The organism is Bacillus sp. EU63 (assembly GCF_038592915.1).
GTDB classification, from domain to species: domain Bacteria; phylum Bacillota; class Bacilli; order Bacillales; family Bacillaceae; genus Bacillus; species Bacillus velezensis.
This window is the reverse complement of record NZ_CP151944.1, coordinates 758,346-771,024: the sequence shown is the minus strand read 5'-3', so window position 1 is coordinate 771,024 and position 12,679 is coordinate 758,346. Positions and strand designations below refer to the sequence as shown.

Annotated in this window: 13 protein-coding genes; 6 read left to right on the top strand and 7 right to left on the bottom strand. The window is 46.5% G+C overall.

Going from position 1 to position 12,679, the window contains the following annotated elements; translation table 11 throughout:
- Positions 1-151: 151 nt before the first annotated feature.
- Both NYE38_RS03935 and NYE38_RS03930 read left to right on the top strand, forming a co-directional pair.
- Positions 152-1,291, top strand: a complete 1,140-nt coding sequence (locus NYE38_RS03935) for a YibE/F family protein (RefSeq protein WP_159353900.1) — start codon at positions 152-154, stop codon at positions 1,289-1,291.
- Positions 1,288-2,049 (top strand): YibE/F family protein, encoded by a 762-nt coding sequence (locus tag NYE38_RS03930; RefSeq protein ID WP_021493875.1) that lies wholly within the window; start codon positions 1,288-1,290, stop codon positions 2,047-2,049. The genes NYE38_RS03935 and NYE38_RS03930 overlap by 4 nt, the downstream gene beginning before the upstream one ends.
- A gap of 35 nt (positions 2,050-2,084) precedes the next feature.
- On the opposite strand, the gene NYE38_RS03925 is transcribed toward NYE38_RS03930, so the two are convergent.
- The 4 genes from NYE38_RS03925 to treP form a co-directional block, all read right to left on the bottom strand.
- Complete coding sequence (locus tag NYE38_RS03925) at positions 2,085-2,750, bottom strand: NAD(P)H-dependent oxidoreductase (protein ID WP_061861964.1); 666 nt, start codon at positions 2,748-2,750, stop codon at positions 2,085-2,087.
- A gap of 132 nt (positions 2,751-2,882) precedes the next feature.
- Entirely contained in the window at positions 2,883-3,599 is a 717-nt protein-coding gene (treR, locus tag NYE38_RS03920) for a trehalose operon repressor (protein ID WP_061861963.1), read from the bottom strand.
- A gap of 21 nt (positions 3,600-3,620) precedes the next feature.
- Entirely contained in the window at positions 3,621-5,306 is a 1,686-nt protein-coding gene (gene treC, locus NYE38_RS03915; protein WP_340803118.1) for an alpha,alpha-phosphotrehalase, read from the bottom strand.
- Between the two features lie 76 nt (positions 5,307-5,382).
- Entirely contained in the window at positions 5,383-6,798 is a 1,416-nt protein-coding gene (gene treP, locus NYE38_RS03910) for a PTS system trehalose-specific EIIBC component (protein ID WP_340803119.1), read from the bottom strand.
- Positions 6,799-7,068: 270 nt separating this feature from the next.
- Here treP and NYE38_RS03905 point away from each other — a divergent pair, with 270 nt between their 5' ends.
- Genes NYE38_RS03905 through NYE38_RS03895 form a run of 3 tightly spaced genes read left to right on the top strand, consistent with a single transcriptional unit; the run spans position 7,069 to position 8,033 of the window.
- Complete coding sequence (locus NYE38_RS03905; protein ID WP_007408496.1) at positions 7,069-7,329, top strand: spore germination protein; 261 nt, start codon at positions 7,069-7,071, stop codon at positions 7,327-7,329.
- Between the two features lie 14 nt (positions 7,330-7,343).
- Positions 7,344-7,586: a spore germination protein gene (locus tag NYE38_RS03900; protein ID WP_003155595.1), complete on the top strand. Its 243-nt coding sequence runs from the start codon at positions 7,344-7,346 to the stop codon at positions 7,584-7,586.
- A 15-nt stretch (positions 7,587-7,601) separates the two neighbouring features.
- Entirely contained in the window at positions 7,602-8,033 is a 432-nt protein-coding gene (locus NYE38_RS03895; protein ID WP_017419105.1) for an Hsp20/alpha crystallin family protein, read from the top strand.
- 9 nt (positions 8,034-8,042) lie between these two features.
- On the opposite strand, the gene NYE38_RS03890 is transcribed toward NYE38_RS03895, so the two are convergent.
- The gene (locus tag NYE38_RS03890) at positions 8,043-8,420 is read right to left on the bottom strand and encodes a DUF1992 domain-containing protein (RefSeq protein WP_014417184.1); all 378 of its coding nucleotides are present in this window, start codon (positions 8,418-8,420) and stop codon (positions 8,043-8,045) included.
- A 245-nt stretch (positions 8,421-8,665) separates the two neighbouring features.
- Here NYE38_RS03890 and NYE38_RS03885 point away from each other — a divergent pair, with 245 nt between their 5' ends.
- Positions 8,666-10,603: an LTA synthase family protein gene (locus NYE38_RS03885; RefSeq protein ID WP_017419102.1), complete on the top strand. Its 1,938-nt coding sequence runs from the start codon at positions 8,666-8,668 to the stop codon at positions 10,601-10,603.
- Positions 10,604-10,643: 40 nt separating this feature from the next.
- On the opposite strand, the gene NYE38_RS03880 is transcribed toward NYE38_RS03885, so the two are convergent.
- Both NYE38_RS03880 and nagE read right to left on the bottom strand, forming a co-directional pair.
- Positions 10,644-11,087, bottom strand: a complete 444-nt coding sequence (locus tag NYE38_RS03880) for a YfmQ family protein (protein WP_017419101.1) — start codon at positions 11,085-11,087, stop codon at positions 10,644-10,646.
- A gap of 125 nt (positions 11,088-11,212) precedes the next feature.
- Positions 11,213-12,595 (bottom strand): N-acetylglucosamine-specific PTS transporter subunit IIBC, encoded by a 1,383-nt coding sequence (gene nagE, locus NYE38_RS03875; RefSeq protein WP_017419100.1) that lies wholly within the window; start codon positions 12,593-12,595, stop codon positions 11,213-11,215.
- Positions 12,596-12,679: the final 84 nt, after the last annotated feature.

The window sequence follows — 12,679 nt, the reverse complement described above, 5'->3', positions numbered from 1 at the left end:
AGCTTTTTATCTCGGTCCCCCTCTGAGTCGACAGCCGTACGGCCGAGTGATAAAATATGAACGTTATTCGCGAAAGACTGTATCCGCATCGTTTAACACTTCACGGCAGGGCCTCTCTTTCACACGGCGCCGCCTGTTTGGAGGACTTTTTTTGAAGATAACAGGAAACAAACGAAACCGCATGTCTTACAAGAAAAAGCTGTTTTACGTGATAACAGCGCTCTGTTTTATCAGCTCGCTCATTTTCGTCACTCACAACGCTTCTTTTTATGAGCGCCCGATTGCCAAAGTGACGAAAACAACATTGGAACACCAGTCTGACGTACAGGACATGCATAAAAACAAAGATAAGATTTTCAGTCAGACGATCACTGCCAGACTTGAAAACGGCAGTCAGAAAGGACAGCTCATTCATTTGTCCAATCAGTATTCATCATCCGGAGCGAACGATCAGAAATATTCGATTGGCGATGAAGTATTCGTTTCTATTGATAAAGGGAAACCATCAAACAAGGATATATCGGGAAGCATTATAGATAAAAAACGGGATAAACAGCTTTTGCTGATCGCTTGGGTTTTCATCTTCACCTTGCTTATCGTCGGCAAAAAACAAGGCTTCTTTTCGATCGTCAGCCTGATGTTCAACGCCGTTTTACTGTCGTTTGCATTAGATTTGTACAGGAAGCATCCTAATATAGGATTAATTTTCATCTGCGGTGTCTGTATTCTCATCTTTACTGTCATCTCATTGCTGCTTGTCAGCGGTTTTCACGCGAAAACATACGCCGCCATTGCCGCGACGCTCGCAGGCACTTTCGTTTCCCTGCTGATTACGTATCTGGTAATGCTGGCAACCGGAGAGAAAGGTCTCAGATATGAGGAAATGCAGTATTTAACCCGCCCTTATCACACGGTGTTCATGGCCGGGGTATTTATCGGATCACTGGGAGCGGTCATGGATGTAGCCATTACCATGACGTCATCTGTCTTCGGATTATATGAAGAAAACAAGGATATCTCATTACAAGCTCTCAGACGTTCCGGGATGGAGATCGGAAAAGACATCATGGGGGCGATGACCAACATTCTGTTTTTTGCTTATATAAGCGGCTCTATTCCGATGATGCTGTTATATTTGAAAAATGATTCCCCGATAGGATTCACTCTTTCTATGAACATTTCCTTGGAAATAGCCAGAGCATTGGCCGGAGGGATCGGAATCGTATTAGCCATACCCGCCAGTCTGTATGCTTCTATCTTTTTTATTAAACGAAAGAAGGCAAGCTCATGAATGTCATCGTAATTCTCGCGGCGATTTTATTTCTATTAATGGTCATCATCGGCGGAAAAAAAGGAGCGAGGTCTTTTATTGCGTTATTCTTAAATTTCGGTGTTCTCTTTCTCACCATCATTTTCATGACAGACCCGCATATCAATCCGATTGTTTTAACATTGCTCTCTTCCGCCGTGATTTGCAGCATTACTCTTTTTTATATTAATGGAGGAAACGTCAAAACCGTAACCGCCTTTATTTCCGCAATGCTGACGATTGCATTGCTGCTGTTTTTTATTATGTCTGTAACAAAACATACTTCGATTCAGGGATTCGGTGAAGAAGAATTGGGTGATATCGGCATATTCACACTGTTTGTCGGGGTGGATTTTGTGAAGGTTACCGCAGCCATGATCATCATGGGCACGATTGGGGCGATTACCGATGTCGCGATTTCCATTACTTCACCCATGCGGGAAATTTACAGTCATAATCCGTCCATGAGCAGAAAAGATCTGTACACATTCGGATTAAGCATCGGGAGAGATATTTTAGGAACGAATACGAATACGTTATTCTTTGCTTTTTTCGGCAGCTATTTGGCTTTAATTATCTGGTTTAAAGACTTATCATACTCAGCTGAAAAAATTGTGAACTCAAAAGTATTCAGTGCGGAAGCCGTCACCATTCTTTGTGCCGGAATCGGGATCGGCATCATCATTCCCGTTACATCCTGGATCACCGCCTGTTTTTTAGCAAAACCAAATAAACGTTAAAAGCTGCCGGGACACGCCCGGCAGCTTTTTTTATCTTATACCCACTTTACAATGTCTTTTGAGGCAGATCTTGTTTTCGGGCGCGGTTCTCTGACACGGTAGCCGAATGCGGCCATAACAGAGATGTCGAAACTTCCGTTTTCCAGAAGCCCTTCTTCTTCAAGAATCCGGTGAATTTCTTTGTAGTTGAAGCCTTCTACAGGGCAGGAGTCGATTCCGATCTGCGCAGCGGCTGTCATCATATTGCCGAGGGCGATGTAAGTCTGTTTGGATGCCCAGTCAAACAGTGCGCGATCTGATTCAAGCAGATTGAAATCATTTTTCTGGAAATCTTCCGTTTTGCTGATATAGCCTTCATACATATCTTCCGGCATTTTTTTGACTTCCCGCAAGTGATTTTTGACATAGTCGGCGTCAAAACGGATATCCTTTGCCGTCCGGGCAAGCAGAAGTACGAAATGGCTTGCGGTCGGCAGCTGCTTTTGCGCGCCCCATGTGAACTCGCGGAGTTTTTCACGAAGCTCCGGATTTTGAACGACGACAAATTTCCAAGGCTCCAAACCGAGTGAGCTTGGGGATAATCTTCCCGTTTCTAAAATGAATTCAAAATCGCTTTCTGAAATTTTTTTCTCAGGATCAAATTCCTTTGTGGCGTGTCTGAATTGATACGCTTCGATGATCTGCTGTTTTTTATCTGACATTCATGATCTCTCCTTTTCAATCGTTATGTACTATTGTAGCCATTATTTTTGAAAGTACCAGTACGCACATTTTTGTTGGATAGTATTCATTTTGATACTGACAAAAAAACGGGCTGCCGCGGCAGTCCGTTTTTATTTTTCTCTTCTCGCAAAGTCGACGAAACGGAATTTATCGAGCCTGTGCCGGCTTTCCGTGTACTGAAAGAGGCTGGTATCCTCCAAAAAGACGCGGTTTTTCACGACCGCCATATGGCTGAATCCGCCGAGATCCAAATACTTCCGGTCCTCTTCCCCCGCCGGCTCCACGACAATTTCCTTTTGCGCGTAGCTGATGGACAAGCCGAGCTCTCCTTCGAGATACTCATAGATCGAATCTTCGCAAATCGCCTTCGTCAATAGAGGCACATGTTTTTTTACAAAGTAATCCTTGTCCAAAATAATATGTTCTCCGTCAATCCGTCTTGATCTGACGACTTCCCACACCTTTTCATCCGCTTCTGCACCAAGCTCTTTTGCGGCTTCTGTGGGAGGCAGGATCAGCCCGAGACGGTGAACCGCCGTTCTCGTCTCTTTTCCGAGCGTTTTCGAAAGCTCTTTGAAGCTGATCAGGCCTGAGACGGGAAAACGCATTTTTTCTCTATCTAATATGACGGAGCCTTTGCCTTTGATTTTCTGGATGTAGCCGTTTTGCGCCAGCATATTGAGCGCTTTGCGGACGGTTTCTCGTGATGTGCCGTATTGATCGCACAAATCATTTTCAGACGGAAGAACGTCTTCAGCCTTCCGCTGGCCGCTTTCGATCTGCCGCACCATATCTTTATAGATTGTGATGTATTTATTCACTTTCATTTGACCACCCAGATTAGTGTATCACGCTTTTGTCAGATGATAAACGATCGATTCATACGGACGGAGCGTCAATCGTTCCGGCCGCCCTTCCCTCGGTTCATCATTCGTCAGCAGCACCGTAAACCGCCAGCCGTCCGTGTCTTTAAGCGGAACCGTAAAGTCAGCTTCTTTCCCGTAGAAGTTGTTGATGCACAGCAGTTTTTCATCCTTGCCGTGTCTGACGTACGCCAGAACCGCCGGATCGTCTTCAGCAAGCAGCTCAAACGTTCCTTCAGTCACGATGTCATATTCCTTTCTGAGCTTGATGAGCTTCTGATAATGGTAGAAAATTGAATCCGGGTCCCGCAAAGCCGCTTCCGCGTTAATGTCCCTATAATCATCCGCCGCCGGAATCCAAGACGTTCCCGTCGTGAAACCGCCGTGCGGCCCGCTGTTCCACTGAATGGGGGTTCTTGCATTGTCTCTTGATTTCTCTTTTAAAATGGCGATAATGTCTTTTTCGGGCACGCCTTCTTCCTTCATCTTTTTGTAAATATTCAATGATTCGACATCGCGGTATGAGCCGATGTCATCGAATTTCGGATTGCCCATGCCGATCTCTTCACCTTGATAAATGTAAGGCGTGCCCTGCATCATATGAATGGCCGCCGCCAGCATTTTGGCTGATTTCGTCCGGTATACGCCGTCGTCTCCGTATCTGGATACGGCCCGCGGCTGGTCATGGTTGCACCAGAATAATGCGTTCCAGCCTCCGCCTTTTTTCATCTCCGTCTGCCAAAACGCTAAAATCCGTTTCAGCTTCAGAAAATCAAACGGAGCGAGCGCCCATTTTTCACCATTCGGATAATCCACTTTTAAATGATGAAAGTTAAAAGTCATATCGAGTTCTTTATTCTCAGGGTTTGTGTACCGGATGCAGTGGTCAGCCGTTGTCGAGGACATTTCACCGACCGTCATGCTGTCATATTTCGAAAACACTTCCCGGTTCATCTCATGGAGAAATTCGTGCACGCGCGGCCCGTCCGTATAATAAGGGCGCCCGTCACGCCCATCCTCGGCATCAGGAAACGATTGGTCTTTAGAAATGAGGTTGATCACATCCAGCCGGAAGCCGTCGATCCCTTTTCGGAACCAAAAATGCATCATGTCGTAAACCTGTTTTCTCATCTCTTCATTTTCCCAGTTCAAATCGGCCTGCGACACATCAAATAAATGCAGATAGTGCTGGCCTGACGCCGGGTCGAGCTCCCAAGCGGAACCGCCGAATTTTGATTCCCAGTTGTTCGGCGCCCGGCCGTCTTCCTTTCCGTCTTTCCAAATGTAAAAATCCCGATACGGACTGTCGGGTGACGAGACCGCTTCTTTGAACCACCGATGCTCGACTGATGTATGGTTTACGACAAGATCCATGACGACCTTGATTCCTCTTTTGTGCGCTTCATCGAGAAGGCGTTCAAAATCCTCCATCGTTCCGTATTCTTCATAAATGGTGCAATAATCGCGAATGTCATAACCGTTGTCATTCTGCGGCGAATCGTAAATCGGCGTAAGCCAAATGACATCAATCAAAAGCTTCTGCAAATAATCAAGCTTCTCGATAATACCGTTCAGATCACCGACCCCGTTTCCCGTCGTATCATTAAAGCTCTTCGGATAAATTTGATATACCGCTGCCTTTTTCCACCATGGTGTGCTGTCTGTTTTCATTTTTCTTCACCGCCTGTAATGTTTTGAATTGAAAGGGAAAAGGGACAGCCTGATAAAAAGGCGCCCCGCAGGTTTTCTATTTTTGCCGTTTCAGCCGCGCATACCCGTATGTTCCCGCAAACGGGAGAATCAGCACGATCAGCATTCCGATCGCAAACGGACCCCAGTACTGACTCATAATGGAGAAGATCCCCGGCACGCCGCCGACTCCGACCGAGCTTGCGAGAACGCCTTTGACGGAGATGAACATCCCCGCGATTCCCGAGCTGATCATGGCGATCACAAACGGAAATTTGTAACGCAGATTCACGCCGAAAATCGCCGGTTCAGTAATGCCCAAATATGCGGAAATGCCGGCCGTCAGTGAAAGCCCCCGCTGTTTTTTATCTTTTGTAATCAGCATCATGGCCAAAGCCGCCGATCCTTGAGCGATATTTGACAATGCGAGCATCGGCCATAAAAATGTGCCGCCGAGCTTTGAGCCGATTAATTGAAGATCGACCGCGAGAAACGTATGGTGCATCCCCGTGATCACAAGCGCCGAATACAGCCCTCCGTACAGAAGGCCTCCGATGGCGGAGAATTGGCCGAAAACGGCAATCAATCCCGCCGTCAGCGCGTTACCGATCGCAAAGGTAATCGGACCGATGATGACAAAGGATAGAAAACCGATGACCAAAAGCGTCACCGGCGCGACGACCAACAGCTGAATGCCCTCCGGCGTCCGTTTCGTCAAAAAGATCTCAAGCCTGGCAAGTAAATAAGACGCCAGCAGAATCGGGAGCACCTGACCTTGATACCCGACTTTCTGCACCTCAAGGCCGAACAGGTTCCACACCGGAATATCGCCGCTCTGCTCGGCAGCCCCGTAGCCCCATGCGTTTAACAGATCAGGATGCACCAGCATCAGCCCGAGCACGATGCCCAAAAGCGGGCTTCCTCCGAACCGCTTCACTGCCGACCAGCCGATTAAAGCCGGCAGAAAAGCGAAAGCCGTCCCCGCGATCAGATTAATCATATTGGCGAGATCCGCCCATTGCGGATATACTTGGACAATCGATTTGGCGCTGTAGAAAATGCCTTCCGCCGTTAAAATGTTGTTCAGACCCATTAACAGCCCGGCCGTGACGATCGCCGGCAAGATCGGAATAAAGATGTCCGCAAGCGTTTTCACAGCACGCTGTAAAGGATTCATTTTTTGCGTTGCCGCCTTCTTCACGTCATCCTTGGACGCTTCACCCATCCCCGTTTCCTTCACTAATTCCGCATATACTTTGTTGACCGTCCCCTGCCCGATCACGACTTGAAACTGCCCGTTTACCGCAAAAGATCCTTTGACAATGTCTATTGCATCAAGCATTTTTTGGTTTACTTTGGTTTCATCTATTAACGCAAACCGCAAACGCGTCACACAATGAGTCGCCGCCTCAATATTTTCGATTCCGCCGACAGCTTCAGCGATCTGCCGCGCAGCCCGGTTAAACTCACCCATGCCAACCCCTCCGTAACCGTTTTCATTTTGCCTCACAAACTTGTATATACATGTTTATGACTCTATTGTAATGATGTATATACATGTCGTCAATCTATTTTTATAGCGCTTTCATCACAAATATACTGCGGAAGACCCTGAAACAAAAAAAGCCCCGCCGGAACCGGGCCTTGACTTCTTGTTTTATCGGGAACATGTCCGGGCGGAATTCACAACAGGAGCACAAAAAGCATACAGTACTGTACAACTAAGTTAAAGAGGTGTGAAGAGATGCCATCCACTGTTATCAACCTGTACTATTTGAAGATTAACAGTATTTCTGGCAACGGATCTATTACGATTGGGGAAGCGGCATACAACAGTCCCACCACAAATAACAAATCACAAGGACTGAACTCTTCATTCGGCGATACGTCACCTATAGAATCGATGATGGAGAACTTGTTAAATGATCCTGATGTCAACGACCAGACAGCCATCGGAACCGCAGATACCGCAAATATTACGCCGGTGCCGCCCATTATAGATTAAAGGGGTTTTTATGAATGCCTTACCAAATTAACGTCGTCAATATAAAAGTAAACGGAGCAACGCAAAACGGAAACGTCGATATCGGTCAGACCGTACAAAACAGCCACACCGCCAACAGCAAATTTGTCGGAGCGAACTTTTCTTTAGGGGATTTTTCGCCGGCCGCCGGATGTTTGAATTCGGGCCATCTTGACCCTGACGTGAGCGATCAGGATCAGATCGCCAACCCGTCAATGCCGATCGCAAATCAAATATAGGGAGGTTCTGCCGAAGTGGATATCGAAAAAATGAGAAAGTGGCTTGAGATTACGAACGAGCACAAGCCCAGCGACTTTTGGACCAATGTCCTGAAACGGAAATCTCCCGAAGATTTTTTCTCCTTACAAAAAAACACCCTGACTTATGATATTTATCAGGATGAACAGCACACATTTGTCATTGTGGAAATGCCCGGCGTTTACGAAGAAGAATTGACATTGAGGCTGCTGTCAAGAACACGGCTGCATATAAGAGGAAACATCACACCCCTTTTTCCAAAGAACATGGGCGTCTGCCAAAACCGGTATTACGGGGAAATCGATGAGACGATTGAGCTTCCTGAACCGGCTGAGCCCCGCCTGTTACAGGCGCAGTGCGTAAACGGCCTGCTCCACATTTCCTACCCGCGCCTTATGGAGCACATTCCTTTTCAGAAAAAAATCTAAAGAGCCGGCTTACGGGCGGCCCAGCCGTCTGTACACTTTCTCCTTATAATGAGAAGATGCGGGTTTTGAGAACATGGCTTTCTCCTCCGTCAGTTTATCGAGTCTGACTTGTTTTTCCGTCCGTTTGTTCCGCAGGTGATCCCGCTCCTGTTCATTGCGGCACTTGGAGATCAAATAATCGAGCGTCATCAGCTCTTTCTTCAGCGCGCCCTCATCCTCGGCGATCCCGGCGTTTTTTAATATGCGGTAGCCCATTCTGAGCGATTCCGGAAGATGTGCGGCATCGTCTTTGGGCAGGGGCTTTCCCATTCCTTTGATGCCGGCGAACTCTCCATCCTTAATGGCGCGCTTGATTTTATCTTCAGCCACGATATGGGCAATATCCATCACTGTTCACCTCTTTTTTCAATAGAACCGGGTGTGATCATACGGAAACACAAATCCCAGTTTGTTCCATTTGCGTTTTTTAAAGCTGTCATTCAACAGATCAACCCCCGTTGCGACAGCGTTTTTCGCCCTTTTTCCGATGAGCCTTTTCCACCTTTTCTATTTGCTGGTTTCATGGTATATTGATTACGTTCGTTTTTTCTATCGTTCCGTGTAAACCGTGATCGGAAAAAAGGAGTGTAACAATGAAAACATTTATAAAAGAAAGAGGACTTGCCTTCTTCTTGATAGCGGTCGTGTTATTGTGGGTGAAAACATATGTCGCTTATATTTTAAACTTTAACCTCGGCATAGACAACACGATCCAGAAAATATTGCTTTTTGTGAATCCGCTGAGCTCCAGCTTGTTCTTTCTTGGATTTGGGCTTCTTTTCAAGAAAAAATTACAGCAGACAGCCATTATTGTGATTCATTTTTTATTGTCTTTTTTGCTTTTTGCAAACATCGTCTATTATAGATTCTTTAATGATTTCATTACCATCCCGGTCATGATGCAGGCAAAGACAAACGGCGGCCAGCTCGGAGACAGCGCGTTCTCGTTAATGAGATGGACAGACGCCTTCTACTTCCTGGATACCGTCATTTTGATTATTTTGGCCCTTAAGATGAAAAAACCGGCTGAAAAACCGGCGAAGAAATCATTCAGAATCGTTTTGGCTTCCGCCGTGCTTGTGTTCCTGATCAACCTCGCCGTCGCGGAATCCGATCGTCCTGAGCTTTTGACACGCTCATTTGACCGAAACTATCTGGTGAAATACTTGGGCACGTACAACTTTACGATTTACGATGCCGTGCAGAATGTGAAATCAAACAGCCAGCGCGCGCTTGCCGATTCAAGCGATGTAACGGATGTAGAAAACTATATGAAGGCCAACTATGACGTGCCGAACAACGTCTACTTCGGAAAAGCCGAAGGAAAAAACGTCATCTACGTCTCATTAGAGTCTCTGCAATCCTTTATCATTGACTATAAAATTAACGGCAAGGAAGTGACGCCGTTTTTAAACAAACTGGCGCACGATAATCAAACATTCTACTTTGATAACTTTTTCCACCAAACGGGACAAGGTAAAACATCTGATGCGGAATTTATGATGGAGAACTCTCTGTACCCGCTTTCGCAAGGTTCGGTTTTCGTCAATAAAGCGCAAAACACGCTGCAGTCCGTTCCTGCGATCCTAAAAGGCAAAAAGTACACGTCTGCCGCTTTCCACGGAAATACGCAGACTTTCTGGAACCGTAACGAAATGTACAAAGCGGAAGGCATCGATAAGTTTTTCGATTCCGCTTATTATGACATGAGCGAAGAAAACACGAAAAACTACGGCATGAAAGATAAACCGTATTTCAAAGAATCCATGCCGCTCTTAAAGAGCCTGCCGCAGCCGTTCTATACGAAGTTCATTACGCTGTCCAACCACTTCCCGTTCGGAATGGATAAAGAAGACACGGACTTCCCGGCGGGAGACTTTGGCGATTCAGTCGTCAATAACTACTTCCAGTCCGCGAACTATCTGGATGAATCAATCGAACAGTTCTTTAATGACCTGAAAAAAGACGGCCTGTACGATAAGTCGATTATCGTGATGTACGGAGACCACTACGGCATCTCCGAAAACCATAATAAAGCGATGGCGAAAGTGCTCGGCAAAGATGAGATCACTGAATACGACAATGCCCAGCTTCAGCGGGTGCCGCTCTTTATCCACGCTCCCGGCGTGAAAGGCGGCCGCAATCATAAATTTGCCGGTGAAGTCGATGTTGCGCCGACCGTTCTTCACCTGCTCGGCGTCGATACGAAAGATTATCTCATGTCAGGTTCAGATATCTTATCGAAAGAGCACAGAGAAGTCATTCCGTTCCGTAACGGAGACTTCATCTCACCAAACTATACGAAAGTGTCCGGCAAGTATTACGATACGAAAACCGGAAGACTTTTAGATGATTCAGAAGTCGACAAAAAAGAAGACTCTCTCGTCAAGACTGAGCTTGAAATGTCTGATAAGATCATCAACGGCGATCTGCTTCGTTTCTATCAGCCGAAAGGCTTTAAGAAAGTGGACCCTTCACAATTCGATTATACGAAGCGTGAAGATTCCTCAGCAGATGATCAAAAAGAATAAACAAAAGCCAGATCATATCAATGATCTGGCTTTTTTATGTTCAGCTCCCGGCGGCGGCCATAGAGCGCTTTTGCAGGCTGTCGGAAAGAACTGAATAAGCGACGACTTTCTTTTTCTGCTGTTTGACGACATCTACATGATCTTCGTAGCTGTATACAAACACCGTCACATCTTTTTTTCCTTTTCTCGTCTTAATGACAAGCGGATCGGCTCCGTTTTGCGGATGAAGATAACGCTCTTCATCCCCTGGGTATATATAATGCCGTTCGATAAACACGGCATCGTTAAAATCATCAATCACCCGGCGTTTGTCTTCGCCTTCCAGACGTTTTCCGCCGAGGGAAACGGCAGCGGACGCGTCACTGAGCTTTGAATGGGTTTCAAACTTGCGGAGAATCCATTCCACCGCTCCGGTAGGAAGGCATGTCAGCAAAATCTTAATCAGGCTTATGACAACAATTGAAACAACTGCAATCCATGTCACCTTACATCATCTCCATACTTGTTCTACATGAATCTTAACATAGAAGAAAACATTGTTTTTTGTACATTATGTGAAACTTGATATATGTTCAAAAAAATCCGGATCACATAGGTGATCCGGATTTTTCAAGTCTGCTTCTGGTCGTCACGGCTGACGGCTTCTCTCAGCTCTTCCGCGACAAATTCGACGTTCGGCCCGATAATGACCTGCGCCGTTTTATTCCCCGTTTTGATAACCCCTTTTGCTCCCGCTTTTTTAAGCGCCGCCTCATTAATGAGAGACGTATCCTGCACGGTCAGCCTGAGGCGGGTCGCACAGTGATCAATCGTTTCGAGGTTTTGCCTGCCGCCGAGCCCCTTGAGCATGGCATGTTCTTCGACGGAACCGGCCGTATCTTCACTAAGCACTTCTTCCTCTTCCTCATCATCTTCCCGTCCCGGCGTTTTCAAGTTTAACGTTTTGATGAGCATATAGAATACGACAAAATAGATCACCGCATAACAAAGCCCGACAACGAGCAGCAAAAGCGGTTTTTCGGCAATGCCGTAGCTGAGGAGATAATCGATCGCCCCCGCCGAGAATGAAAAACCTGACCTGATTCCGAGAACATTTACGATAAATAAAGAGAACCCGGTTAATATAGCATGAACCCCGTACAAAAGCGGTGATAAAAACATAAATGCAAATTCAATCGGCTCTGTAATTCCGGTAATAAATGCCGTCAGCGCGAGACCGATCATCATTCCGGCCGTCGCTTTGCGCTTACTTGGCTTAGCCGCGGCAATCATTGCCAGACATGCGGCCGGAAGCCCGAACATCATAATCGGAAAGAATCCCGTCATATAAGTTCCCGCCGTCGGATCCTTCGCAAAGAAGCGGGCCAGATCTCCCGTTTTTCCGTGAAAATCGCCAAACTGAAACCAAAAAATATTATTCAGCACATGATGAAGACCGAATGGAATCAAAAGCCGGTTAAAAATCCCGTAAATCCCGGCGCCGATCCCGCCAAGCCCGATCATCCATTCCCCGAAGGACGTAATCACCGACTGAATCGGCGGCCACACAAATCCGAAGATCCCCGCCAAAATAATGGTAATCAGCGCCGTTACAATCGGAACGAGCCTGCGCCCGCTGAAAAACCCGAGATATTCGGGCAGCTTTGTATCCTTAAAGCGATTATACGTGTATCCCGCAATTAACCCCGCGATAATCCCTCCGAAAACGGCCATATTATTTGTCGAATTGATTGATTTTACAGCCGCGTCCAGCATGATATAAGAAATTGCTCCCGACAGAGCGGCGGCCCCGTTGCTGTCTTTGGAAATCCCGATCGCGATTCCGATCGCGAAAATGAGCGGCAGATGATCAAATACCGCGGTCCCCGCCGCGTAAATGAACGGAATATTTAATAAGTCCTCTCTGCCGATGGCCAAAATAATACCAACGGCGGGCAGAACGGCAATCGGAAGCATAAATGATTTTCCGAGTTTTTGCAAAAATTGAAGCATTTTACCCATCCCCCTTCTTTTTTCTTAAATATACCACATAAGTTATCTAGTGATCTATACCAATTTTCCTTCATTTATTCACAT